Origin of the sequence: Pseudomonas azerbaijanoccidentalis, from assembly GCF_019145495.1 — a bacterium.
Classification (GTDB): domain Bacteria; phylum Pseudomonadota; class Gammaproteobacteria; order Pseudomonadales; family Pseudomonadaceae; genus Aquipseudomonas; species Aquipseudomonas azerbaijanoccidentalis.
The window spans coordinates 106,182-128,967 of sequence record NZ_JAHSTU010000011.1; the positions used below are offsets into that span (position 1 = coordinate 106,182).

A 22,786-nucleotide genomic window follows, 5' to 3' on the forward strand; every position below is an offset into this window, starting at 1 on the left:
TCTTTAAAGTTTCAACTGCCCGATAGCTTTGCTCAACTCTGCGGCCAGCGCCGCCAGTTCATGACTGGTCGTCGCAGAACTGACGGTCTGTTGCACGGTGTTCTCGGTCACATCGCGGATGCTTACCACCGCCCGGTTCATTTCCTCTGCCACCTGACTCTGCTGCTCGGCCGCCACGGCGATCTGCGTGTTGCTTTCACGCATCTGCGCCACCGCGCCGGTGATTTGCGCCAACGCTTCGCCGGCTTCCTGCGCCTGTTGCACGCAGTCGTCAGCCTTGAACGAGCTTTCCTGCATGAAGTCCACGGCGTCCCGTGTCCCAGCCTGCAACGCTGAAACCATCACGGTAATTTCATCCGTCGAGGCCTGCACGCGCTTGGCCAGGTTGCGTACTTCATCGGCGACCACCGCAAACCCGCGGCCCATTTCACCGGCCCGGGCTGCTTCAATTGCAGCGTTCAGCGCCAGGAGATTGGTCTGCTCGGCGATGCTGTGAATCACATTGACCACGCCGTTGATTTTCTGGCTGTCCTCGGCGAGGCGCTGAATCATCTCGGCGGTTTGCTGCACCCCGGTGGACAGCCCGGCAATCGACTTCTGTACACGCATGACCACCGCTTGCCCACTGCCGGCCAGGCTATCGGCCGATTGCGAGAGGTCGCGGGTGGCGCCGGCGTGTTGGGCGATGTGGTAGACGGTGGCGGTCATTTCGTTGATCGCGGTGGCGGCCTGATCGGTTTCACTCTGCTGGCCAAGCATGCCGTGCTGCACCTCGTTCATGCTTGAGGCCAGGCGTGCGGCACCATCATCGAGTTGCTGCGCGGTGCTGGCGACGGTGTTGACCACCCGTTGATAGCCGGCCTGCATGGCATTGAAGGCGTTGGCCATCTGCCCGACTTCATCGCGGCCGGCCAGTGGAACGCGGGCCGACAGATCACCGGTTTTTTCCACGTGAAGCATCACGTCTTTCAAGGTGTTGAGCTGGCTGAGCAAGAAGCGGATCAACAGCTGCGACGCACCGAGCATGGCCAGCATCAACACGAACACCGCCACGGCGTAATGGGCGAAACGCTCTGCGAACACCTGGCTCAGGCTCGGCCCATGGGCCACGACACCGACCTGCTGGCCATCCGCGCGCGTGAACACCTCGGCGCCGATCAGCAGGTTGTCGCCGAACAACGGCATGGCATTGATCTCGACCCAACCGTTGGCCCCGGCCAATTCCGGCAGCGGTTGTTGATTGAACGACGGCGCTTGCCCGCGATTGAGCGTCAGCAGGTTCTCGGCTTTGGGCAGCGCCTGCCCGACTGGCCAGGCCCCCAGCAATCGCGCCTGCGCCTGCGCCGATGCCTGCGCGGCATGGTTGCGGGCCTGCTGTTCGAGTTGCACGGCGTAGAGCACCAGCAACAGGGTGGTGATGAAGGCGACGGCGTTCACCGCCCAGAATTTGTACTTCAGCGAGATATTGCTAAGCCAGGCACCCATGGAGGTCTTCTCTGATAGCGGAAACAGCATTGGCAAGGTGCCATTATTGTGCCGCTATGCAGGGATTCGAATCTTGATGCAGGTCAATGAGCCGCATCACGACCTGTATGAGGATCACTCAGGAATAGAGGGCAACCCATAGAACGCTCGCGCGCACGCGGTCGTGTGTGCCGCCAGATCCTCCTGGGTCTCCCCGCGATGCAACGCCACTTCGCGCAACACCTCGGTCAGATAAGCCGGTTCATTGCGGCCATTCTTCGGCTTCGGCCGCAAACTGCGCGGCAGCAGGTACGGGGCATCACTCTCCAGCATCAGGCGTCCGCGCTTGATTTCCTTGACCAACGGATGCAAGTGCGTGCCCCGGCGCTCATCGCAGATCCAGCCCGTAATGCCGATGTGCAAATCAAGGTCGAGGTAGCTGAACAGCGCTGCCTTCTCCCCGGTGAAGCAGTGCACCACGGCAGCCGGCAGTTGATCGCGGTAGTCACGGAGGATTTCCAGCAGACGCTGACTGGCATCGCGCTCGTGCAGAAACACCGGCATTTGCAGTTCAACGGCCAGTGCCAGATGTTCTTCCAGGACTTTTTCCTGTTGGGGACGCGGCGAGAAATCTCGGTTGAAATCCAGACCGCATTCACCCACGGCGACCACATTAGGCTCCTTGAGCAGGCTGCGCAGGCGGCTGGCACTGTCGGCGTTCCAGTCACTGGCCGCGTGGGGGTGAATGCCGGCCGTGGCGAACAGCCGTTGGGCGCTTTCGTCGAGTTGCTGGCACAGTTCCAGCGCCTGTTCACTGCCCTCGACATTGGTGCCGGTCAGTACCAATTGGCACACGCCAGCGGCATAGGCGCGGTCGAGTACAGCCTGGTGTTTGTCGGCAAAACTGGGGTTGGTCAGGTTGACGCCGATATCGATGAGTTGCATGGTGCTACCTCGGACCAAAGGCCGGAAAGCATATCAGAGCTGTAGATTTATAAGAAAAACCAAGAACTACAACGAGTTATAGCTGTCATTTGATTCCGCGGGAGTGGGCAGGGTGGTCAGAGTGCCATCACTGTGCCAGTCTTTCGCACTTTGCCAGCGCTCAGGCGCCCTGTTTTTGTCGCGTGATTTCAGCTCATGTGATCAACCCGAATTCTTTCCGGAGAGTGGATGATTCGTCCCTCGGTTTTGCTACTGCTGTGCTGTTCGCTGCTGCTGCCGATGTCGGCGGTCGCGCGTCTGCCTGGCCCGCTGCAAGCCGTGCCGGCCGCCAAAGTGCGCGACCTGACGGAAATCCGCAGCAGCCGTGTGCTGCGCGTGTTGGTCAACCAGAGCCGCAACAGTTCCGGTGAAGTCCAGGGCCAGGCCATCGGCGTCGAATATCATCGCTTGCGCGCCTTTGAGCAATACCTCAACGGTCACGCCCGTGACGGTCAGGAAATCACCCTCAAGATCATCCCCAAAGCCAAGGATCAACTGCTCGGCGCGTTGCAGCGTGGGGAGGGTGATCTTGTAGCACCAGGTGAATTGCTCGACCTGCAACCGGGGTTCGCTGTCAGCAGCAGCGAACCGGTTGCCAGCAACATTCCGCTGGTGCTGGTGGGCATCAAAGGCGAGCGTCGCTACACCCGTCTCGAGCAGCTCTCGGGTAAAACCCTGGCGTTACCGAACGGCAGTGCCGCCGGTGATGCGATCAGTCAGATCAACCAAAAGCTCGCTCTGCATAAACTGCCACCGGTCACCATCGAATGGGTCGATCCCAGTCTGGCGGTCGAAGACGTGTTGGAGATGGTTCAGGGCGGGATCTTTCACCTGACCATCGTCGAGCAACCGATCGCCGAGCGCTGGGGCAAGATCCTGCCGAAACTGCGCGTCGATCGACAAGTGCTCATCAGCGAGCCGGGCGAAGAGTTCTGGTTCGTGCGTCGCGACGCATCGATGCTGCGAGCCAGCATTGATCGCTTTCTCACCGGTTACAAAAAGCCGTCGGATCAGGATGCTGCGTTCTTGCGCATCTATCGGCGCCTGTATCAGGTTCACTATCCGCTGGCCAAGGCTGACCGCCAGCGTCTGGAAAAGCTTCGACCGGTACTGCAAAAACATGCCGATGCCCAAGGCATGGACTGGCTGAATCTGGCGGCCCTGGCGTTCAAGGAGTCGGGCCTCAAACCCACGGCCCGCAGTGGCGGTGCACCGACGGGGCTGATGCAGATCACGCCTTCCGCGGCCCAGCGGGTAGGGGTCAACAACATTCAGGACCTGGATGCCAATGTGCAGGCCGGGGCCAAATACCTGGCGATGATTCGTCGCAAGTTCTTCGCCAGCCCCAAACTCAACGAGCGCGAGCGCATGGCGTTCGTGCTGGCGGCCTACAACATCGGGCCGGAGCGGGTTCAGGGCATGCGTGCCGAAGCGCGGCGGCGGGGCTTGAATCCCAACCAGTGGTTTTTCCAGGTTGAGCGCGTTGCCATGGAGCAGGTGGGAATGGGGCCTGTCAGCTATGTTAATAGCGTGAACAAGTATTACCTGGCGTTCGATCGGGAGCGGGAGTCGTTGGAGCCCCAGGGGCAAAAAGTTGCCCTTCGTAAGTGATCGAATAAACTGATTGTTAAGGTGGATTTTTTGCGCTTTTAACATGAAATTTACTGATTAATATAGCGGCCAACCAACACACACAAACAATGGATGACACAGCATGAGCACACTGATCAACAAGGTACTGTTTACCCGCGCTGGCTACGGCCTGACTGTTCTGCGTATTGTCGTCGGCATCATTTTCGCTGCCCACGGCTCGCAGAAACTGTTCGGCGCATTCGGTGGCTATGGTCTGGCCGGCACCGCGCAGTACATGGAAAGCATCGGCCTGGCGCCGGGCTACCTGATGGCAACGCTGGCAGGCGGCACGGAGTTCTTCGCCGGGCTGGCATTGATCATCGGCCTGCTGGCTCGTCCGGCGGCGTTGGGCCTGACGTTCCTTTCCCTGGTGGCGATCTTCTCGGTGCACATCAGCAACGGTTTGTTCATGGCCAACAACGGTTATGAGTTCGCCCTCGCACTGCTCGGTGGCAGCATCGCAGTGCTGATCGAAGGCGCCGGCAAGCTCTCGGCAGACCGCGCCATCGCCGGCTGACCGCTCTGGCTCAACGAAAAGGCCCGCATTGTGCGGGCCTTTTTTGTTGCGCGTCATTCTTGACACTGTCCGGTCAGCTTCTCTAGGATGCTGCTCATGCGCCGATTTAAACAGCTACTTGCGGGGCGCCAGGTGACTCATTCAGTTACCGATAGAAGCTTGAAACAGGCTTCGAAATACCGCTAAAGCGCTGGTTCGGTGTTGCCTCTCACCTGCCATGCAGACTTTTGAGGCAGAGACACGACACAATGAATGCACTAAGCCCCGTAGTACGTCCCGCGCCGATCACGGCACATCTCACCCAGCGCAACCCAAAAATCCTGCTTGGCGGTAAACATCAGCCAACGCTTTTGCGTTATCTCGATGGCTGGCCACGTCGTACGGGCGGTCCGGCTGCGTTCCTGATCCAGTTCGTTGAAGACGGCGAGTCCCTGGCCCGTTTCGCCAGCGACAGTTTTGATCTGGCAGTGATTCAATCGCCGAGCCTCGAAGACGCCCCTGAAGTCATCCGGCAATTGACCCGTGTCGCCCGGCAAGGGCTGATTACCCGTCGCTGAGCGGCGACTTACGGATAATCGATCGCCACGATATACACGCATTGTTCGCCGGTCGGCGTCTGGACCCGAACTTCTGCGTCCAGTGCCTTGCCGATCAAGGCGCGGGCCAGTGGTGAGTCGATGCTGATCAGGCCTTGTTTGAGGTCCAGCTCATCCGGCCCGACAATACGGTAGCGTGACTCTTTGCCATCCCCATCTTCGATCGTGACCCAAGCGCCGAAATAGACTTTGTTCGGGTCGCTGGGTTTTTCGCTGACGACCTTGAGCGCTTCCAGGCGCTTGGTGAGAAAACGCACGCGGCTGTCGATTTCGCGCAGCATTTTTTTGCCGTAGGTGTACTCGGCGTTTTCCGAGCGATCGCCCTGTGCCGCCGCCTCACTGACAGATTGCGTGACTTGCGGCCGCCGGACGTGCCAGAGCTCATGAAACTCGGCGCGCATCCGCGCTTCACCTTCGGGGGTGATCAGCGCGGTGCCGGCGGAGCGGGGAGGGCGGTAACGGCTCATGGCGACTTCTTGTGATGAACAGCGTTTGAGTTTATCAACCCTCGCGCAAAACTGTCAGCGGGCTGGCGTTCAAGGCGCGGCGAGTGCCGAATACACCGGCGCCGCCGATCAGTACCGCACCGATCAGTGGCAAAACCAGCAGCCACGGATGCGGATGCCACGGTAGATCGAACGCATATCGATACAACACCAGGCTCACGACTTCCGAGCCCAGCGCTGCAAGCAAACCGCTGACCGCACCCAACAATCCGAACTCGATCCGCCGCGCCTTGACCAGCAATTGCCGCTCCGCGCCCAGCGCTCGAAGTAAAGCACCCTGACGAATGCGCTCGTCGAGTGTCGCTTGCAGACCGGAAAACAACACCGCCATCCCTGCTGCCAGCACGAACAACAACACGTACTCCACCGCCAAAGTGACTTGGGCGAGGATGCTGCGCAACTGCTCCAGCAGTGCCTCGACTTGCAGAATGGTCACGGCCGGGAAAGACCGGGACAGATCGACGATCTGCTGGTCATGACCCGAGGCCAGATAAAAACTGGTCAGGTAAGTCGCCGGTAGATCCTTCAAGGTGCCGGGCTGGAAGATCATGAAGAAGTTCGGCTGGAAGTTATCCCAGTTGATCTCCCGCAGACTGGTGACCTTGGCCTCGCGATTGACCCCGCCGACGGTGAAGACCAGATGGTCGCCCAACTTGAGCTTCAGGCTTTCGGCGACTTTGCCTTCCACCGAGACGCCGGGAATGTCATCCGGCGTCTGCTCGGGCCACCAGTTGCCGGCGGTGAGTTTGTTGCCGGCGGGCAGGTCCGCCGCCCAGGTCAGGCTCAAGTCACGCTGGATGGCGCGATCGCCTGCGGACTCTTTGGTGACAATCTGCTGCACCGCTTCGCCGTTGATGCTGATCAGGCGTCCCGGCACTACCGGGTACAGCGGCGCCGATTGAGCCGACAGCTCCATCAGGCGATCAGCGAAGGCCTGTTTGTCGCCCGGCAGAATGTTCAGCGCAAAGTAATTCGGTGCGTTTTTCGGCAACTGGTTTTGCCAGGTGTCCAGCAACTCACCGCGCAGCAGCGCGATCAGCGCCATCGACAGCAAAATCAGGCCGAATGCCAGCGATTGTCCCGCCGCCGCCAGGGGATGACGCAGCAGTTGACCCAGTCCCAGTCGCCACGGCAAGGAGGCGCGGGCAAGCATCCGTCGCAGGCTTTTGAGCAGCAGCAACAGCAAGCCACCCAGTACCAGCGCAGCTATGACGCCACCGCCGAGCAGGGCGAAGGTCAGTAACAGGTCCAGGCTCAGGCGCCACATGATCAGGCCGAGGGCGCCCAATGCAGCGCCGTAGACCATCCAGGTGCTGGAGGGGATTGGCAGCATGTCTCGCCGCAATACGCGCAGCGGTGGAACGCGACCCAATGCAGCCAGTGGCGGCAAGGCAAAACCGGCCAGCGCCACCAGGCCTGTGCCGATCCCGGCGATGGCCGGAAACAGGCCACCGGGCGGTACGTCGGTCGGCAACAAGTCATGTAGCAAAGCGAACAGCCCCAATTGCGCGAGCCAGCCAATGACGGCACCGCTGATGCTGGCGAGCAGGCCCAGCACGGTCAGTTGCAGGCTGAACAGGACCAGGGTTTCACGTCGGGACAAACCAAGGCAGCGCAACAATGCACTGGCATCGAAGCGGCGTGTGGCGAAGCGCGTCGCCGACAGCGCCACCGCCACCCCGGCCAACAACACCGCGACCAGACTGGCCATGTTCAGGTAACGCTCGGCCTTGCCCAGGGCGCCGCCGATTTGCCGGTTGCCATCGCGCGCGTCCTGAATGCGCTGGTTGGCGGCGAGGCCCGGTTTGATCAGTTGTCGATAGGTTTCCAGGGTTTCGGCGTTGCCGCGCCAGAGTTCGCGGTAGCTGACCCGGCTGCCGGGCTGCACCACGCCGGTGGCGGTGAGGTCGCTGAGGTTGATCAGTACTCGTGGCGTCAAACTGTAGAAATTGCCGGCGCGGTCGGGTTCGTAGGTCAACACTCGCGCCAGTGTCAGGGTTTTCATGCCGACATCGATGCTGTCGCCGATCTTCAAATTCAGCGCCGTCAGCAACCGGGCCTCGACCCAGGCTTCGCCGGGTTTCGGGCCGCCACCGGGTTCTTCCGGGGCGAAGGGGGCTGGGGCGCTTTTCAGTTCGCCGCGCAATGGGTAGATGTCGTCGGCAGCCTTGATGCTGGACAGCTGAATGCCGTTGTCGGTGGCGATGACGCTGGAGAACTCCACCACCTGCGCATGTTGAAGGCCAAGCTCGGTGCCGCTCTGGATCTGCTCGGGGCGCGCCGGTGAGCTGCCCTCCAGCACCAGATCGGCCCCCAGGAATTCGGTGGCGCGCAGCATCATGGCGCCGTTCAGGCGGGCGCCGAAGTAACCGATGGCGGTACTCGCGGCCACGGCCACCAGTAGCGCGAAAAACAATACGCGCAATTCACCAGCGCGAGCGTCGCGCAGCAGTTGGCGGATGGCGAGGCTGAACAGGCGCAACAGCGGCAGACGTGCCATCAAGGCTCCAGAGGGGCGACCAGCAGGCCGGCTTCAAGACGGATCAGGCGCCGGCAGCGATGTGCCAGGCGTTCATCGTGGGTCACCAGCACCAGCGTCGTGCCGCGCTCTTTGTTGAGCTCGAACAGCAAGTCGCTGATGCGCTCACCGGTGTGACTGTCGAGGTTGCCGGTTGGCTCATCGGCGAAGAGCACATCGGGCTCGGCGGCAAACGCTCGGGCAATCGCCACGCGCTGCTGCTCGCCACCCGAGAGCTGGCGGGGCGAGTGGGTCAGGCGTTGACCCAGGCCGACCCGTTGCAGCAGCTCGGTGGCACGGCCACGGGCATCCTTGCGGCCATCAAGCTCCAGCGGCAGCATGACGTTTTCCAGCGCGTTGAGGCTGTCGAGTAACTGGAATGACTGGAAGACAAAACCGACATGCTCGGCGCGAATGCGCGCGCGCTGGTCTTCGTCGAGGTTGCTCAGGCCTTGGCCGGCGAGAGTGACTTCTCCGCTGCTGGGCAAGTCGAGGCCGGCCAGCAAACCGAGGAGGGTGGATTTGCCGGAACCGGACGCGCCGACGATGGCCAGGCTGTCGCCCTTGTTCAGTTCCAGGCTGAGTTCGTGCAGGATAGTCAGTTCACCTTCCGCGCTGGGAACCACTTTGCTGAGGTTCTTCGCGGTGAGAATGCTTGCGCCCATGGAGAATCCGATGCGTGTGTGGTTTTTGAGTGCTGGCCTGGCCCTGATGTGCATGGCCCAGAACGCAGCGGCGGGTACTGTCCTGATCGTTGGCGATAGTATCAGCGCTGGTTTCGGGCTGGATACCCGGCTGGGGTGGGTGTCGTTGCTTGAGCAGCGGCTCAAGCGCGAAGGTTTTGACGATAAAGTGATCAATGCGTCCATCAGCGGCGACACCAGTGCCGGTGGCCAGGCGCGGCTGCCGGCGCTGCTTGCAGAGCATAAACCGGAGTTGGTGATCCTCGAGTTGGGCGGCAATGACGGACTGCGCGGATTGCTGCCAACGCAATTGCAACAAAATCTTGCGTCGATGATCGACAGCTCCCGTGCCAGTGGCGCCAAGGTGCTGTTGCTCGGCATGCAATTACCACCCAATTACGGTGCGCGTTACACCAAGGCTTTTGCCGATGTTTACAGCAGCCTGGCCGACGAGAAGAAAATCCCGCTGGTGCCGTTTTTTCTCGAGGGCGTGGGTGGTCATCCCGACCTGATGCAGGCCGATGGCATACACCCGGCGGCCGGGGCTCAGGACAAGTTGCTGGAAAATGTCTGGCCTACTCTAAAACCGCTGTTATGACACTTTTCTATAGGCAGGCTTTCGGCTAAGGTGGCGCCCCCGATTTGGAGCCCCCGATGCCGCGTCCTGCCTGGTCACTATTTGCCTATCAACTGATCGAGCCTGACGAACAGCTGGATCTGTTCGCCTGCCAGGAAGTGCGGGTACATCTTGTGACGCGTCAGTTGGAGTTGGGTGGTTCGGCTGATCGGACCTTGTGCGGCAGTCTGTTGCCGGCGCAGCCGCGTTGGTCGAGTGTTGATCGGCGGGTGTTTCAGGATCAGCGGTTGTGTTCGTTGTGTCGGGCTATTCTGGAATCGCAGAAGCGTGGGACTTCGCCGATCTGGCCTGAATTGCGGTTTGAGCTTTAGCCTTTTTACCTCGGTGTTCCTTCGCTCCGGCATTCATCCGGGGGCATCGCCTACGGTTGGCTTCGCTTCAACCTCCTCTCGATGTGTGCGGTTTCGCCGCACGGCGCTACGCGCCCACCCCCGGATAAACGCCTCCACTCAGCCTGTGGAGTGGTGAAGAGCTTCTGTGTACGCCGCTTTGCTCTTCTGTGGGAGCTGGCTTGCCAGCGATGACGCCCTGACAGCCGACCAACATTTCGCGGATGCCTCCCCATCAAAAGCTGCAGCCTCGCTTCGCTCGACAGCTGCTACAGAGGCTGGGTGCCGATCCCAAGCAGAAAATTGCCTTGCATCGCCTGTAATCGGGCGATCTCCCCGAGGTCTGCTGACGATAGCGCCCTGACAGCCAACATCAATGTTGAATGGGGCGCCCTCATCGCCAGCAGGCTGGCTCCCACCGTAATTTCGGTCGTCGAAATATCTGCAAACACCACTAACCCTGTGGGAGCCAGCCTGCTGGCGAAGACGCCCTGACAGCCGACCAACATTTTGCGTATGCAACCCCAATCAAAAGCTCGCAGTCTCGCTTCGCTCGACAGCTGCTACAGAGGCTGGGTGCCGATCCCAAGCAGAAAATTGCCTTGCATCGCCTGTAATCGGGCGATCTCCCCGAGGTCTGCTGACGATAGCGCCCTGACAGCCAACATCAATGTTGAATGGGGCGCCCTCATCGCCAGCAGGCTGGCTCCCACCGTAATTTCGGTCGTCGAAAAAATCTGCAAACACCACTAACCCTGTGGGAGCCAGCCTGCTGGCGATGACGCCCTGACAGCCGACCAACATTTCGCGGATGCCTCCCCATCAAAAGCTCGCAGCCTCGCTTCGCTCGACAGCTGCTGCAGGGGCTGGGTGCCGATCCCAAGTAGAAAATTGCCTTGTATCGCCTGTAATCGGGCGATCTCCCCGAAATAACAGACAGCGGTGTACAATCGCGTTCTTATACCCTCTGTTGATCATGCGAAGGATTTTCCGGATGTTGCCGCGCTTTCCTGCCGTCACCCGCTGCCTGACACTTGCCGCCCTCTGTGTGACGGGTCCCGTTGCAGCATTGGAGCTGCCACTACCACCGCCTGGGGAAGACATTGTCGGCCAGGTACAAGTGATCAAGGCCAAGTACGAAGATACCTTCGCTGACCTTGGCACCACCTACGACCTGGGCTACACGGAAATGGTCGCGGCCAACCCGGGCGTCGACCCATGGTTGCCGGGCGCCGGCACCGAGATCGTGCTGCCGACCCGTTTCATCCTGCCGCCCGGCCCGCGTGAAGGCATCGTGATCAACCTGGCCGAATACCGCCTCTATTACTTCCCGAAAGGCAGGAACGTGGTCTACACCTTCCCGCTGGGTATCGGTCGTGAAGGCTGGGGCTCGCCGATCGCCCACACCAGCATCACCGCCAAGACGCCGAACCCGACCTGGACGCCTCCAGCGTCGATCAAGGCCGAGCACGCCGCTGACGGTGATCCGCTGCCGAACGTGGTGCCGGCCGGTCCAGACAACCCGCTGGGGCCGTTCAAGTTCACTTTGGGCACGCCGGGCTACCTTATCCACGGTTCGAACAAGAAGTTCGGCATCGGCATGCGCACCAGCCACGGTTGCTTCCGCATGTTCAACAACAACGTGCTGGAAATGGCGGGCATGGTGCCAGTCGGCACGTCGGTGCGGATCATCAACGATTCCTACAAGTTCGGCGTGAGCGGCGGCAAGGTCTACCTGGAAGCCCACACGCCGCTGGACGACAAGGGCAACCCGTCCGTGGTCGACAAGCACACTGCCGTGATCAACGCGATGCTCAAGCGTGAAGACATCACCAACAACCTGCGCATGAACTGGGATGTAGTGCGTGATGTGGTTGCGGCCGAAGATGGCTTGCCGGTGGAAATCGGCGTACCGAGTGGTGCTGCGCCGATGGTATCGAGCGCGCCTCTCGACCCACTGCAGTAAGGCTTGAAAGGAACCCGTCGGTGCTGGTCGCATCGACGGGTTTTTTATTGCCTGCATTAAATCCCGGGCAATAAAAAAGCCGACCCAAAAATGGGTCGGCTTGATAACAATCCCGAAGGACTATTACTTGCGGCTAGCTTTTTCCAGCATGCGCAGAGCACGCTCGTTAGCTTCGTCAGCAGTCTGTTGTGCTTTTTGAGCAGCAGCCAGAGCTTCATCAGCTTTACGGTAAGCTTCGTCTGCACGAGCTTGGGAGCGAGCTGCTGCGTCTTCAGTAGCGGTCAGACGTGCTTCGGTTTCTTTCGATGCGCTGCTGCAACCGGTAGCCAGAACTGCGGCCAGAGCCAGAGCAGAGAATTTCAGAACGTTGTTCATCGTGTTCCCCTTCAAGGACTTTCTATTAAGTAGCTGTCTCCTCAGAGTGAGGAAATAGCCGGCGTACATACTACCCATAACTTGTAGTAAGTAAAACTGACGTGAAGCAAGAAGCAAAAAAAATTGTAGGCGTTGATTCTTTTTCGAGCAACTTTTAACTGCACTGTTTAAAAAATATCCAGCTAGAAGGCCCGAGCTGAGCGAGCCGGAGAAGAAAAGTTCCCGACGCCCACGGCTCTTTTTCCAGTCTTGGCTAAAGTCTGGCTAGATGGATTCGTCTACACTTTTGTTCGGATTTTGCGCGGCGTCTCTCAATATCTTTCTGGTTATTCAGGTGACTTTAACAACGGGCGCTCGTCTTAAGTCTCAACATCCGGCAATGTTCAGGCTTTCGACCCTGGGGGATCTTCGGTCGAGCCAGTCCTGCGTGACCCGGAGCAGCACCTGCCAACCTGCATGATGACGAGCGTACCTTGAGCATTTCTGCCAATGGTGCCTACTATTTGTACGTGCTCGGTTGCGCGAGATCGGTGTAGCTCTTCTCGGTGTCCATTAGGCACGGGGTGGCGTAGATGTTCCTTCGCCGGAAAAACATCGGTAAGGTAGGGGTCGGAATCCAAGACCCGCGAGGAGTAGTGATGAGCGAGGCGTTGTCCATCCACCATGACCAGGCTGGTCATCAGTTCGAGACCAATGTGGACGGTCATCGTGCCTACCTGACTTATATGGATCTAGGAAAACAGACCCTGGATATCTACCGCACGTTCGTGCCTAACGCACTGCGTGGGCGTGGTATTGCGGCTGCACTGACCGAGCACGCGCTGCAGTACGCCGAGGAGATGGGCTACACCGTCATCCCTTCGTGCTCCTACGTTGAGCGCTACATGGAGCGTCACCAGCGGCATGCGGCCAAGCTGAGTCAGTGACCTTCAACAAAACGAACGCATAAAAAAAACGCCGGGTTGAGCCCGGCGTTTTTTTGTCTGGCGAAAAACGCGATCAGGTACGAGCGCGTTTCGGCAGCACTTCCTTGAGCTTGGCATGCATGCTGCGCAAGGTGTTCTCAGTAGCGGTCCAGTCGATGCAGGCATCAGTGATCGACACGCCGTATTGCAGGTCGGCGAGGTCTTTCGGGATCGCCTGGCAGCCCCAGTTCAGGTGACTCTCGACCATCAGGCCGATGATCGACTGGTTGCCTTCGAGGATCTGGTTGGCGACGTTCTCCATCACCAGCGGTTGCAGGGCCGGGTCTTTGTTGGAGTTGGCGTGGCTGCAGTCGACCATGATGTTCGGCTTGATTTTCGCCTTGTTCAGCGCTTGTTCGCACAGCGCGACGCTGACCGAATCATAGTTCGGCTTGCCGTTGCCGCCGCGCAGTACGACGTGACCGTAGGCATTGCCCTTGGTGGTCACGATCGACACGCCACCTTCCTGGTTGATCCCCAGGAAGCGGTGCGGGCTGGAAACCGATTGCAGGGCGTTGATCGCCACGGTCAGGCCGCCATCGGTGCCGTTCTTGAAGCCAACGGCGGAGGACAGGCCGGACGCCATTTCACGGTGAGTCTGGGACTCGGTGGTGCGTGCGCCGATGGCCGACCAGCTGATCAGGTCCTGCAAATATTGCGGGGAGATCGGGTCGAGGGCTTCGGTGGCAGTCGGCAGGCCTTTTTCAGCCAGGTCCAGCAACAGCTGACGACCGATGTGCAGGCCATCCTGGATCTTGAACGAGTCGTCCAGGTACGGATCGTTGATCAAGCCTTTCCAGCCAACGGTGGTGCGTGGTTTCTCGAAATACACGCGCATGACCAGATACAGGGTATCGGACACTTCCGCGGCGAGAACCTTCAGGCGCTCGGCGTATTCGTGCGCGGCCTTGATGTCGTGGATCGAGCAAGGCCCGATGACGACGAACAGGCGGTGGTCGGTGCCATCGAGAATGTTGCGAATGACTTCGCGGCCCTTGGTCACGGTGCGCAAGGCAGCGTCGCTCAGGGGAATATCGCGCTTGAGCTGATCGGGGGTGATCAGTGTCTCGTTGGAGGCGACGTTTAGGTCGTTGATCGGTAAATCAGCCATCGTTTACTCGTCAGGTCACGGGTGCCGGCCGCCAGCGAACCCGCGCGGCGGAGCACAGCAAATTAAGCGCGTCGGGGAGCCGAACCTTAGCGCGTTACACCGTGGCTAGACAATGGGCTGGCAGTGCTTTAATCCAGTACAGGCAGTGCAAATGCCTTGCGAACCGTTTCGTTGGAGAACTCGTCGGCGTGCTCCTGGACCCATTCGAGGGCCAGCGCCTGAACTTCCTGCAGGTCATCGTGGACATCGTGCTGGCGGCAATAGCGTTCGATCTGGCACACCTGCTCGCCCATCCGGGCACTGAACAGCGTTTGCTCGTCAACGAAGGCAATGCCCACCAGATAGCCGCGCTTGCGTCGCAGACACCAGGCCACGTAGCCCAGAAAGCGCATGTCGGGGTTCAGTGTCGGCATGCGCACTTCCAGCGCCGTACCGTGGCGCCATGCGCGGTGATAATTGCAAGCCATGCCCCCGAGGCTGATAGTGTGCAGCTGGCGCCGCGAAATACACTCAGGTTTGAGCAGCGTTAACTCCACAGGCACATCGTCAGGATGAGGAATGAATCGTCCCATGAACACGGACTCCCTGTGTCGGCCATCTGACATTGTTTCCCCCAGTATAGTGGTCGAATCGGAACTGACCGATTTCGACGCCGACCAACGGCTGCTGACGATGAACGGCGTGTCGCTGGTTATCTTCACCAGCGTCGGCTGTTCCAGTTGCCGGTTTGCCCGCGAACAATTGCCGGCACTCGATCTGGCCGTCGATCGACTGTGCTGGATCGATGCCGGGAACAACGGCGGGGTGGTCGAGCGTTATCAGGTCTTTCACTTGCCGGCGCTGTTTGTGGTGCGCGACGGCGAGTTCTTCGGGGCATTGCATTCGCGCCTGACCGCGACCGAACTCAATCGAGCGATCCGTCAGGCGCTGAGTCGAACAGCAGAGGAGTTGCCATGATGGGGGCAGTTGCCAAACCGACGGTCGGTATTATCGGAACCGGTGCAATCGGTGGTTTCTACGGGGTGATGCTGGCGCGTGCCGGTTTCGATGTGCACTTTCTGTTGCGCAGTGAGTTTTCGGCGGTAGCCGAGCGCGGGTTGCAGGTGCAGAGTGCGCCGCACGGTGCGCTGACATTGAATCCGGTGCAGGCCTATTCGAGCGCCGAAGACATGCCGCCTTGCGACTGGCTGCTGGTGGGCGCCAAGACCACCAGTAACGCCGACCTGGCGCCGGCGATCCTGCAAGCCGCCGCGCCGAATGCCAAGGTCTTGTTGTTGCAGAACGGCCTGGATGTCGAAGACAGCCTGCGCGAGCTTCTTCCTGATTCGCTGCATTTGCTCGGTGGCCTCTGTTACATCTGCGTTCATCGCGAAGGGCCGGGCGTCATCACCCATCAGGCGCTTGGCGCGGTGCACGTGGGTTATCACAGTGGCTCTGCCGATGAGTCGGCATGGGCAGCGATTGTCGAGGAAGGCGTCGGGTTGTTCCGTAGTGCCGGCATCGATTCCCAGGCCATGGCGAACCTGCATCAGGCACGCTGGCAAAAACTGGTCTGGAATATCCCTTACAACGGTCTGTCGGTGTTGCTCGGCGCGAGCACTACACCGTTGATGGCCGATGACGACAGCCGTGAAATGATCAAGGCGCTGATGGCTGAAGTGGTGCAGGGCGCCATCGCCTGTGGTCACGATGTACCGGCGGGCTACGCTGAGCATCTGTTCATGATGACCGAGAAAATGCCGGATTACTGGCCGAGCATGTACCACGATTTTCTGCATAAGCGACCGCTGGAGCTGCAAGCCCTTTACGCCCGGCCGCTGGCTGCGGCAAAAGCGGCGGGATGTGAACTGCCGCGAATCGAAGCGCTGTATCGCAGCTTGAGTTTTATCGATCGGCGCAACGTTTGAGTCGTTTCGGCAAGGGGGGGAAGGGGATGCCAAAGGCAATTGACGACAAACTGGTGCTGGCGATTTCGTCGCGAGCGTTGTTCGACCTGAGTGAAAGTCACAAGGTCTACCTGTCGAGTGGCGTCGAGGCATATCGGCAATATCAGATCGAGCACGAAGACGAAATCCTCGAACCCGGTGATGCGTTTCCTTTGGTGCAGAAACTCCTGAACCTTAACGCCAGCCTCGGCCGCGCCCGGGTCGAGGTGATCCTGGTGTCGCGCAACAGTGCCGACACCGGTCTGCGGGTGTTCAACTCGATCCATCATTACGGGCTGGCGATCTCCCGCGCAGCATTTGTCGGTGGGCGCAGTCCTTATCCGTATCTCAAGGCTTTCGGTTGCGACCTGTTTTTGTCGACCCACGCCGAAGATGTGCGCAGCGCGCTGGACGCCGGTTTTGCCGCCGCAACCATTTTGTCCGGTGGCGCCAGCCGTGCCGCCAGCGATGAACTGCGCATCGCGTTCGACGGCGATGCTGTGCTGTTTTCCGACGAGTCGGAGCGCGTCTATCAGGCCGGCGGTCTGGAAGCGTTCCAGGCCAGTGAGCGCGAAGCGGCGCGTGAGCCGTTGCGTGGCGGGCCCTTCAAAGGTTTCCTCGCGGCCCTCAATCTGTTGCAGCGCGAGTTCCCGGATGGTGCATGCCCGATCCGCACGGCGCTGGTGACGGCACGTTCGGCACCGGCCCATGAGCGGGTGATCCGTACGTTGCGTGAATGGGATATTCGCCTGGATGAGTCACTGTTCCTCGGTGGCCTGACCAAATCGGCGTTTCTCGAAGCCTTTGCCGCCGACGTGTTTTTCGACGATCAGGCCGGCCATTGCGAATTGGCCCGTGAAGTCGTCGCCACCGGCCATGTGCCCCACGGCATAAGCAACGAGCAAAAGGTTTAAGCCCGCCGTTCAACGCGTTACGTCAGACGTCGTACTCGCCAAGGCGCTGCTAAGCTGAATTAATCTCCGCCATGTTGGCATTCGAGGAGGTCATATGATTCGTTCGATGCTGTATGCCACTGACCTCGGCCTGTACGCCCCCGTGGTGATGCAGCACGCCCTGGAACTGGCTCGGACATTCAATGCCGACTTGTATGTGGTGCACGCGGTGGAACCCATGGGCCTGTTTGCCGAATCGGTGCTTCAGAGTTACCTCGACGAGCAGGCGTTGAACGAGTTTCACAGCCAGGGTCTGAATACGGTCATTGCCAGTATCGAGCAACGGGTGCTGGACAGCTTTCGTGAGGAACTGGGGGACGAGGGTGAACTGGACCTCAAGAGAATTCAGGCGGTACGGGTGCTGCAGGGCGATCCGTCGCAGGTGATTCTCGACCAGGCGCAGAAACTCTCTGTGGATTTGTTGATCGTAGGTAGTCACAGCCATGGTGCTGGCGCGGAAACGCCGTTGGGCCGCACGGCAGCGCGTGTGTTGCAACTGGCCAAGGTGCCGGTTTATCTGGTGCCGCTGGTGCAACGTCGTCGCCAAGGGGATCGCTAGAGCTCGAATACTGGCACTTCGACAAAAAAGTTCTAGATTTATTCTTCAAACCATTAATATAGTTATATACCGTCGCTGATGCCCGTGGCGTCTATCTGCTTTGAGGGATTCATATGAAGCTTCAACAATTGCGCTACATCTGGGAAGTGGCGCACCACGACCTCAACGTTTCCGCTACAGCCCAAAGCCTTTACACCTCGCAACCGGGCATCAGCAAACAGATCCGCCTGCTGGAAGACGAATTGGGCGTCGAAGTGTTCGCCCGCAGTGGCAAGCACCTGACCCGCGTGACTCCGGCCGGTGAGCGCATCATCACCACCGCTGGCGAAATCCTGCGCAAGGTGGAAAGCATCAAGCAGATCGCTCAGGAATTCTCCAACGAGAAAAAAGGCACCCTGTCGATCGCCACCACCCACACCCAGGCGCGTTATGCGTTGCCGCCGGTGATCAGCAACTTCATCAAGCAGTACCCGGACGTTGCCCTGCACATGCACCAGGGTTCGCCGATGCAGATCGCCGAAATGGCCGCCGACGGCACCGTCGATTTCGCCATCGCCACCGAAGCGCTGGAGCTGTTCGGCGATCTGGTGATGATGCCGTGCTATCGCTGGAACCGCTGCGTGGTCGTGCCTCAGGGCCACCCGTTGACCAAGCTGTCGAAGCTGACCCTCGAAGCCCTGGCTGAATACCCGATCGTGACGTACGTGTTCGGTTTCACCGGCCGTTCGAAACTCGACGAAGCTTTCAGCCATCGCGGCCTGACCCCGAAAGTGGTGTTCACCGCCGCCGATGCCGACGTGATCAAGACTTACGTTCGCCTGGGCCTGGGCGTGGGTATCGTGGCGAAAATGGCCGTCGACACCAAACTCGACAGCGACCTGGTGGTGCTCGATGCCAGCGAACTGTTCGAATCCAGCGTGACCAAGATCGGTTTCCGTCGCGGCACATTCCTGCGCGGTTTCATGTGCGACTTCATTGAGAAGTTCGCCCCGCACCTGACCCGCGAAGTCATGGCCAAAGCCATCCAGTGCCACAACAAGCAAGAGCTGGAAGAGCTGTTCGACGGCGTTGAACTGCCGGTTCACTAAGCCCGGTTAAACAACCTCGGTGACAGCAAACTGTTGCCGAGCACCCGCCACCAGGATCTCCACCTCATCACCTTCGAACTTGCCCAGCAGGCTTTTGCCCAGCGGTGAGCGCGGGGTGATGACGGTAATCAACTGCCCCACCAGATCGACTTTCAGGCCCGCCGCATCAGGCGCCAGAAACAGCCATTGTTCGCGACCCTTTTCGTCCTCAAGACCGAGCAGGGCGCCAACTTCAATCCCGCGTTGCTCGTCATAAGGGCGCAGTGCCAGGTTCTGGCAAAGCGTCAGTGACTGGCGAATTTCCTCCACGCGCCTGGCTTGCCCTGCCGCCAGATAAGACGCTTCGAGCCCCAGCGTGTCGTACTTGTTTTCGGCGATGTTTTCTTCGTGGGTCGCAGTTTCGTAAGCGGTCTGCGCGGCCCGTTCAGCGATGTCGAGGTCGACTCGCAGCTTGTCGAGAATCAGTTGGTGGACAGTCTGTTTGTTCATGATCAATCGCAGAATTGCAGGACGTTGGCGCGGCTTTTTTCGCTCGGTGCCGTCTTGTCCTGTTGTAGCCAGAACTGGCATTTGGCGTTCGACAGATTGCGGTTACTGCTGCGCGCCTGATCGAGGCGTTGCGCCTGCTCGTTCTTGCGCAGGTTTTCTTCATATTGTTCGAACAGAGGGCTTTGTGGCGGAATGTCCGGCACCGGTTGCGCGACCACGGGAGGTTCAGCCAGTTGCTGCACGGCCTGGGCCACGGGGGCCAATTGCTCACTGAAGAACAGGCGCGATGCGAGCCAGCAGGTCAGCGCAATGGCGAGAAACCCCAGCCACAAACCGAGGGCGATACTGCCGGTCAGTTGCACGGCATTGAGCTGGATCGGCAACGGGCGTCGCGGATTGGGACGGTAGGGCATGGCTGCCTCCTGGCGGTAGTCGCGGGCGAGTGGCGATTGTCGCACGAAGATTAATCGTCGTCGGCTCTTCTGCGCAGGCTAATTTATGCGGACAATCGCTGCCTTTGCCAACGGGAGCCTGGAATGCCTGAAATGCCTCAAATGAAAAAAAACAGGCGCTGGGATATTTTTTGCACCGTGGTCGACAACTACGGCGACATCGGTGTGACCTGGCGTCTGGCCCGGCAACTGGTGGCCGAGCACGGGGTGGCGGTGCGTTTGTGGGTCGATGATCTGCGTGCTTTTGAGCGCATGTGCCCGGAAATCGACATCCATATTGCGCAGCAATGGCAACAGGGTGTCGAAGTGCGTCACTGGGCGGCCGACTGGCAGCCTGCTGAAGCCGCTGATGTGGTGATCGCAGCGTTCGCCTGCCAATTGCCGAGCGCCTACATGGATGCCATGGCCGAACGGGAAAAACCGCCGCTGTGGATGAACCTCGATTACCTGAGTGCCGAGGATTGGGTAATCGGCTGCCACGGTTTGCCGTCGGTGAAGTTCAAGCACGTGCAAAAGTTTTTCTTCTTTCCGGGGTTCCAGAAAGGCACGGGCGGCTTGTTGCGTGAAAGCGGATTGCTCGAACGGCGCCAGCAGTTTCAGCAAGACCCCGAGGCCCAGCGCGCCTTCCTGCAAAGTCTGGGCGTCGACCGTGCACCGGCTGCGCAGCTGATTTCGTTGTTCGCCTACGAAAATACCGGGCTGGCCAGTTGGCTGGATGCGCTGGCCAGCGATTCGACACCCACGCATGTGCTGGTGCCGGAGGGGCGGATTCTCGGGGATGTCGAGCGCTGGCTCGGCGTCAGCGATCTGAAAGCCGGCGCGCTGCATGTGCGCGAGGCCGTGACGGTGCAGGTGCTGCCGTTTGTCCGTCAGGACCAGTATGACCAGTTGCTGTGGTGCTGTGATTTCAACGCCGTGCGTGGCGAAGACTCCTTTGTCCGCGCGCAATGGGCGGCGCGGCCGTTGCTTTGGCACATCTACCAGCAGGAAGAGGATGTCCACCTGGACAAGCTTGAAGCCTTCCTTGCGCTGTATGTGAAGGGGCTATCGGAGCCTGCCCGCGAGGCGATCAGCGGTCTTTGGCGCGCGTGGAACGCGGGTGAAAAAATCACCGACCACTGGCATTCCACCCGTAAACACTGGCCAGAGCTGGAAAAACACGCCCAGACGTGGTGTCTGGAACAGGCCTTGCAGGCTGATCTTGCCACGGCGCTGGTACAGTTTTATGGAAATTGGATATGATACGCGGCCTAGATTTTTGTAAATCCCATCCAAATTCGGATATTCGCAATGAAAACTGGTAAAGAACTGAAACCCGGTACCGTGATCCGTCTCGAAAACGATCCTTGGCTGGTTCAGAAAGCTGAATTCACCAAGTCGGGTCGTAACAGCGCGATCATGAAGACCAAGCTGAAAAACCTGCTGACCGGTTACAAGACCGAGATCGTTTACAGCGCCGACGACAAACTGGACGACGTAATCCTCGACCGCAAAGAAGCGACCCTGTCCTTCATCAGCGGCGACACCTACACGTTCATGGACACCACCGACTACACCATGTACGAGCTGAACGCTGAAGACATCGAAGCCGTTCTGCCTTTCGTTGAAGAAGGCATGACCGATGTTTGCGAAGCGATCTTCTTCGAAGAGCGTCTGGTTTCCGTAGAGCTGCCGACCACCATCGTGCGTCAGGTTGACTACACCGAAGGTTCCGCTCGCGGTGACACTTCCGGCAAGGTAATGAAGCCTGCCAAACTGAAGAACGGTACCGAACTGTCGGTTGCTGACTTCATCGAAATCGGCGACATGATCGAGATCGATACCCGCGAAGGCGGTTCCTACAAAGGCCGTGCTAAATAAGCACAGCTTCAGGAATGAAAAAGCCCGACCATTGAGTCGGGTTTTTTTGTGCCTGAAACATTAAAAGATCGCAGCCTCGCTTCGCTCGACAGCTCCTACAGGGAAATGCAAAACCCATGTAGGAGCTGTCGAGTGGAACGAGGCCGCGATCTTCTGCACTTAGCGTTATTTCAGGTGTTCCTTGAGCTCTTGCGACGCCTGCAACATCGCCGAACGCACCGCCGGCACCTGGCTCACCACGTTGAGCAAACCGTAATCGTGGATCATGCCGTTGTAGCGAACCGAGGTCACCGAAACGCCGGCTTCATCGAGTTTGCGGGCGTAGGCTTCACCTTCATCGCGCAGTACGTCGGCACCCGCCGTTTGTACCAGTGCCGGTGGCAGCCCCTTGAGTTGCGCAGGGGTTGCCCGCAGCGGTGAGGCATAGATCTCGTTACGCTGTTTGGCGTCGGTGGTGTAGTTGTCCCAGAACCACTTCATCATGTTTTTAGTGAGGAAGTGCCCTTCGGCATACTGGTTGTAGGAACCGGTCTCGAAGTTGGCATCAGTCACCGGCCACAACAGCACCTGGAACTTGATCGCCGGTGTGCCTTTGTCTTTGGCCATCAGGGCAACCACAGCTGCCATGTTGCCACCGACGCTGTTACCGGCCACGGCCAGGCGTTTGCCATCGACGTTGATCTCTTTACCGTGCTCGGCCACCCATTTGGTCGCGGCGTAAGCCTGGTTGATCGCCACCGGGTAGTGCGCTTCGGGTGACGGCGTGTAGTTGACGAAAACCGCTGCCGCACCCGAACCGACCACCAGATCACGAACCAGTCGTTCGTGGGTCGGGAAGTCTCCCAGCACCCAGCCGCCACCGTGGAAGAACATGAACACCGGCAGCTCACCCTTGACCCCGGCCGGCCGGACGATGGTCAGGCTCAGCGGTTGGCCGTCGACCTGAATGGTCTTCTGGCTGACATCGGCTTTCGGCAGCGTCAGCTTGACCCCGGCCTGCGCACCCACCAGTACGGCGCGGGCTTCGGCAGGCGTCATTTGCTCCATCGATTTACCGGTGCCGGCATTCAACACATCGAGGAATGCCTGGGTGTTGTGTTCCACATCACCGGCGAACGCGCTGTTGATGGACAGAGCGAGAAGGGTACCGGTCAAGACTTTGCTGAAGGTGTTCATG

General features: G+C 59.6%; 25 protein-coding genes. 14 read left to right on the top strand and 11 right to left on the bottom strand.

What is annotated here, in order from left to right:
• Positions 1 to 3 precede the first annotated feature (3 nt).
• Both KVG88_RS27850 and KVG88_RS27855 read right to left on the bottom strand, forming a co-directional pair.
• On the bottom strand, positions 4 to 1,485 hold the full coding sequence (locus KVG88_RS27850) for a methyl-accepting chemotaxis protein (protein ID WP_217873308.1): 1,482 nt from the start codon (positions 1,483 to 1,485) through the stop codon (positions 4 to 6).
• 114 nt (positions 1,486 to 1,599) lie between these two features.
• Complete coding sequence (locus KVG88_RS27855) at positions 1,600 to 2,409, bottom strand: TatD family hydrolase (protein WP_217873309.1); 810 nt, start codon at positions 2,407 to 2,409, stop codon at positions 1,600 to 1,602.
• Between the two features lie 228 nt (positions 2,410 to 2,637).
• On the opposite strand from KVG88_RS27855, the gene KVG88_RS27860 reads away from it, so the two are divergent.
• From KVG88_RS27860 to KVG88_RS27870, 3 genes are all read left to right on the top strand, one after another.
• Positions 2,638 to 4,059 (top strand): MltF family protein, encoded by a 1,422-nt coding sequence (locus KVG88_RS27860; RefSeq protein WP_150705463.1) that lies wholly within the window; start codon positions 2,638 to 2,640, stop codon positions 4,057 to 4,059.
• Positions 4,060 to 4,162: 103 nt separating this feature from the next.
• On the top strand, positions 4,163 to 4,597 hold the full coding sequence (locus KVG88_RS27865) for a DoxX family protein (RefSeq protein WP_075949315.1): 435 nt from the start codon (positions 4,163 to 4,165) through the stop codon (positions 4,595 to 4,597).
• Positions 4,598 to 4,845: 248 nt separating this feature from the next.
• The gene (locus tag KVG88_RS27870) at positions 4,846 to 5,154 is read left to right on the top strand and encodes a class I SAM-dependent methyltransferase (RefSeq protein ID WP_150705464.1); all 309 of its coding nucleotides are present in this window, start codon (positions 4,846 to 4,848) and stop codon (positions 5,152 to 5,154) included.
• Positions 5,155 to 5,162: 8 nt separating this feature from the next.
• On the opposite strand, the gene greB is transcribed toward KVG88_RS27870, so the two are convergent.
• The 3 genes from greB to KVG88_RS27885 are packed head-to-tail and all read right to left on the bottom strand — an operon-like array spanning position 5,163 to position 8,882.
• The gene (gene greB / locus KVG88_RS27875; protein WP_217873310.1) at positions 5,163 to 5,660 is read right to left on the bottom strand and encodes a transcription elongation factor GreB; all 498 of its coding nucleotides are present in this window, start codon (positions 5,658 to 5,660) and stop codon (positions 5,163 to 5,165) included.
• 34 nt (positions 5,661 to 5,694) lie between these two features.
• Positions 5,695 to 8,199, bottom strand: a complete 2,505-nt coding sequence (locus KVG88_RS27880; protein ID WP_150705466.1) for an ABC transporter permease — start codon at positions 8,197 to 8,199, stop codon at positions 5,695 to 5,697.
• Positions 8,199 to 8,882 (bottom strand): ABC transporter ATP-binding protein, encoded by a 684-nt coding sequence (locus KVG88_RS27885; RefSeq protein WP_034150171.1) that lies wholly within the window; start codon positions 8,880 to 8,882, stop codon positions 8,199 to 8,201. Before KVG88_RS27885 ends, KVG88_RS27880 begins: the two co-directional genes overlap by 1 nt.
• 10 nt (positions 8,883 to 8,892) lie before the next feature.
• Between KVG88_RS27885 and KVG88_RS27890 the strand changes: the two genes are divergently transcribed.
• The 3 genes from KVG88_RS27890 (at position 8,893) to KVG88_RS27900 (ending at position 11,832) form a co-directional block, all read left to right on the top strand.
• Positions 8,893 to 9,498 (top strand): arylesterase, encoded by a 606-nt coding sequence (locus tag KVG88_RS27890; protein ID WP_217873311.1) that lies wholly within the window; start codon positions 8,893 to 8,895, stop codon positions 9,496 to 9,498.
• Between the two features lie 56 nt (positions 9,499 to 9,554).
• On the top strand, positions 9,555 to 9,848 hold the full coding sequence (locus KVG88_RS27895; RefSeq protein WP_003226812.1) for a hypothetical protein: 294 nt from the start codon (positions 9,555 to 9,557) through the stop codon (positions 9,846 to 9,848).
• 1,012 nt (positions 9,849 to 10,860) lie between these two features.
• Positions 10,861 to 11,832 carry a L,D-transpeptidase family protein gene (locus KVG88_RS27900; protein WP_150703804.1) on the top strand — a complete coding sequence of 324 codons (972 nt, stop codon included), beginning with the start codon at positions 10,861 to 10,863 and terminating at the stop codon, positions 11,830 to 11,832.
• A 123-nt stretch (positions 11,833 to 11,955) separates the two neighbouring features.
• Here the strand turns inward: KVG88_RS27900 and oprI are convergent, their stop codons facing one another.
• Positions 11,956 to 12,207 (bottom strand): outer membrane lipoprotei OprI, encoded by a 252-nt coding sequence (gene oprI / locus KVG88_RS27905; RefSeq protein ID WP_003183784.1) that lies wholly within the window; start codon positions 12,205 to 12,207, stop codon positions 11,956 to 11,958.
• Positions 12,208 to 12,845: 638 nt separating this feature from the next.
• Here oprI and KVG88_RS27910 point away from each other — a divergent pair.
• Positions 12,846 to 13,133 carry a GNAT family N-acetyltransferase gene (locus KVG88_RS27910; RefSeq protein WP_150703803.1) on the top strand — a complete coding sequence of 96 codons (288 nt, stop codon included), beginning with the start codon at positions 12,846 to 12,848 and terminating at the stop codon, positions 13,131 to 13,133.
• Between the two features lie 73 nt (positions 13,134 to 13,206).
• Here the strand turns inward: KVG88_RS27910 and KVG88_RS27915 are convergent, their stop codons facing one another.
• The gene (locus KVG88_RS27915) at positions 13,207 to 14,283 is read right to left on the bottom strand and encodes a 3-deoxy-7-phosphoheptulonate synthase (protein ID WP_150703802.1); all 1,077 of its coding nucleotides are present in this window, start codon (positions 14,281 to 14,283) and stop codon (positions 13,207 to 13,209) included.
• Positions 14,284 to 14,411: 128 nt separating this feature from the next.
• Positions 14,412 to 14,855 (bottom strand): PilZ domain-containing protein, encoded by a 444-nt coding sequence (locus tag KVG88_RS27920; protein ID WP_150703801.1) that lies wholly within the window; start codon positions 14,853 to 14,855, stop codon positions 14,412 to 14,414.
• Between KVG88_RS27920 and KVG88_RS27925 the strand changes: the two genes are divergently transcribed.
• From KVG88_RS27925 to cysB, 5 genes are all read left to right on the top strand, one after another.
• Positions 14,854 to 15,240 carry a thioredoxin family protein gene (locus KVG88_RS27925; RefSeq protein ID WP_217873312.1) on the top strand — a complete coding sequence of 129 codons (387 nt, stop codon included), beginning with the start codon at positions 14,854 to 14,856 and terminating at the stop codon, positions 15,238 to 15,240. The genes KVG88_RS27920 and KVG88_RS27925 overlap by 2 nt on opposite strands.
• Positions 15,237 to 16,190: a putative 2-dehydropantoate 2-reductase gene (locus KVG88_RS27930; RefSeq protein ID WP_217873313.1), complete on the top strand. Its 954-nt coding sequence runs from the start codon at positions 15,237 to 15,239 to the stop codon at positions 16,188 to 16,190. Before KVG88_RS27925 ends, KVG88_RS27930 begins: the two co-directional genes overlap by 4 nt.
• Positions 16,191 to 16,216: 26 nt before the next feature.
• On the top strand, positions 16,217 to 17,122 hold the full coding sequence (locus KVG88_RS27935; protein ID WP_217873314.1) for a 5'-nucleotidase: 906 nt from the start codon (positions 16,217 to 16,219) through the stop codon (positions 17,120 to 17,122).
• Positions 17,123 to 17,216: 94 nt separating this feature from the next.
• Positions 17,217 to 17,720 (top strand): universal stress protein, encoded by a 504-nt coding sequence (locus KVG88_RS27940; RefSeq protein WP_150703797.1) that lies wholly within the window; start codon positions 17,217 to 17,219, stop codon positions 17,718 to 17,720.
• A gap of 113 nt (positions 17,721 to 17,833) precedes the next feature.
• On the top strand, positions 17,834 to 18,808 hold the full coding sequence (cysB, locus tag KVG88_RS27945; protein ID WP_008049066.1) for an HTH-type transcriptional regulator CysB: 975 nt from the start codon (positions 17,834 to 17,836) through the stop codon (positions 18,806 to 18,808).
• 6 nt (positions 18,809 to 18,814) lie between these two features.
• Here cysB and KVG88_RS27950 read toward each other — a convergent pair whose 3' ends face one another.
• Both KVG88_RS27950 and KVG88_RS27955 read right to left on the bottom strand, forming a co-directional pair.
• Positions 18,815 to 19,297 (bottom strand): GreA/GreB family elongation factor, encoded by a 483-nt coding sequence (locus KVG88_RS27950; protein ID WP_150703796.1) that lies wholly within the window; start codon positions 19,295 to 19,297, stop codon positions 18,815 to 18,817.
• Positions 19,298 to 19,299: 2 nt separating this feature from the next.
• Positions 19,300 to 19,710, bottom strand: a complete 411-nt coding sequence (locus tag KVG88_RS27955) for a hypothetical protein (protein WP_217873315.1) — start codon at positions 19,708 to 19,710, stop codon at positions 19,300 to 19,302.
• Between the two features lie 123 nt (positions 19,711 to 19,833).
• Here KVG88_RS27955 and earP point away from each other — a divergent pair, with 123 nt between their 5' ends.
• Positions 19,834 to 20,991 carry an elongation factor P maturation arginine rhamnosyltransferase EarP gene (gene earP / locus KVG88_RS27960; RefSeq protein ID WP_217873316.1) on the top strand — a complete coding sequence of 386 codons (1,158 nt, stop codon included), beginning with the start codon at positions 19,834 to 19,836 and terminating at the stop codon, positions 20,989 to 20,991.
• Positions 20,992 to 21,039: 48 nt separating this feature from the next.
• Complete coding sequence (locus KVG88_RS27965) at positions 21,040 to 21,609, top strand: elongation factor P (protein WP_007943632.1); 570 nt, start codon at positions 21,040 to 21,042, stop codon at positions 21,607 to 21,609.
• A gap of 165 nt (positions 21,610 to 21,774) precedes the next feature.
• Here the strand turns inward: KVG88_RS27965 and KVG88_RS27970 are convergent, their stop codons facing one another.
• Positions 21,775 to 22,785: an alpha/beta hydrolase gene (locus tag KVG88_RS27970; RefSeq protein ID WP_217873317.1), complete on the bottom strand. Its 1,011-nt coding sequence runs from the start codon at positions 22,783 to 22,785 to the stop codon at positions 21,775 to 21,777.
• Position 22,786: the final 1 nt, after the last annotated feature.

Coding starts and splice junctions, on each gene's coding strand:
- KVG88_RS27935 (WP_217873314.1), top strand. CDS start 16,217: ATGCCAAAGGCAATTGACGACAAACTGGTGCTGGCGATTTCGTCGCGA.
- KVG88_RS27970 (WP_217873317.1), bottom strand. CDS start 22,785: ATGAACACCTTCAGCAAAGTCTTGACCGGTACCCTTCTCGCTCTGTCC.
- KVG88_RS27925 (WP_217873312.1), top strand. CDS start 14,854: ATGAACACGGACTCCCTGTGTCGGCCATCTGACATTGTTTCCCCCAGT.
- KVG88_RS27915 (WP_150703802.1), bottom strand. CDS start 14,283: ATGGCTGATTTACCGATCAACGACCTAAACGTCGCCTCCAACGAGACA.
- KVG88_RS27900 (WP_150703804.1), top strand. CDS start 10,861: ATGTTGCCGCGCTTTCCTGCCGTCACCCGCTGCCTGACACTTGCCGCC.
- cysB (WP_008049066.1), top strand. CDS start 17,834: ATGAAGCTTCAACAATTGCGCTACATCTGGGAAGTGGCGCACCACGAC.
- earP (WP_217873316.1), top strand. CDS start 19,834: ATGCCTGAAATGCCTCAAATGAAAAAAAACAGGCGCTGGGATATTTTT.
- KVG88_RS27940 (WP_150703797.1), top strand. CDS start 17,217: ATGATTCGTTCGATGCTGTATGCCACTGACCTCGGCCTGTACGCCCCC.
- KVG88_RS27870 (WP_150705464.1), top strand. CDS start 4,846: ATGAATGCACTAAGCCCCGTAGTACGTCCCGCGCCGATCACGGCACAT.
- KVG88_RS27910 (WP_150703803.1), top strand. CDS start 12,846: ATGAGCGAGGCGTTGTCCATCCACCATGACCAGGCTGGTCATCAGTTC.
- KVG88_RS27880 (WP_150705466.1), bottom strand. CDS start 8,199: ATGGCACGTCTGCCGCTGTTGCGCCTGTTCAGCCTCGCCATCCGCCAA.
- KVG88_RS27895 (WP_003226812.1), top strand. CDS start 9,555: ATGCCGCGTCCTGCCTGGTCACTATTTGCCTATCAACTGATCGAGCCT.
- oprI (WP_003183784.1), bottom strand. CDS start 12,207: ATGAACAACGTTCTGAAATTCTCTGCTCTGGCTCTGGCCGCAGTTCTG.
- KVG88_RS27890 (WP_217873311.1), top strand. CDS start 8,893: ATGCGTGTGTGGTTTTTGAGTGCTGGCCTGGCCCTGATGTGCATGGCC.
- KVG88_RS27865 (WP_075949315.1), top strand. CDS start 4,163: ATGAGCACACTGATCAACAAGGTACTGTTTACCCGCGCTGGCTACGGC.
- KVG88_RS27885 (WP_034150171.1), bottom strand. CDS start 8,882: ATGGGCGCAAGCATTCTCACCGCGAAGAACCTCAGCAAAGTGGTTCCC.
- KVG88_RS27920 (WP_150703801.1), bottom strand. CDS start 14,855: ATGGGACGATTCATTCCTCATCCTGACGATGTGCCTGTGGAGTTAACG.
- KVG88_RS27955 (WP_217873315.1), bottom strand. CDS start 19,710: ATGCCCTACCGTCCCAATCCGCGACGCCCGTTGCCGATCCAGCTCAAT.
- KVG88_RS27950 (WP_150703796.1), bottom strand. CDS start 19,297: ATGAACAAACAGACTGTCCACCAACTGATTCTCGACAAGCTGCGAGTC.
- KVG88_RS27860 (WP_150705463.1), top strand. CDS start 2,638: ATGATTCGTCCCTCGGTTTTGCTACTGCTGTGCTGTTCGCTGCTGCTG.
- greB (WP_217873310.1), bottom strand. CDS start 5,660: ATGAGCCGTTACCGCCCTCCCCGCTCCGCCGGCACCGCGCTGATCACC.
- KVG88_RS27855 (WP_217873309.1), bottom strand. CDS start 2,409: ATGCAACTCATCGATATCGGCGTCAACCTGACCAACCCCAGTTTTGCC.
- KVG88_RS27930 (WP_217873313.1), top strand. CDS start 15,237: ATGATGGGGGCAGTTGCCAAACCGACGGTCGGTATTATCGGAACCGGT.
- KVG88_RS27965 (WP_007943632.1), top strand. CDS start 21,040: ATGAAAACTGGTAAAGAACTGAAACCCGGTACCGTGATCCGTCTCGAA.
- KVG88_RS27850 (WP_217873308.1), bottom strand. CDS start 1,485: ATGGGTGCCTGGCTTAGCAATATCTCGCTGAAGTACAAATTCTGGGCG.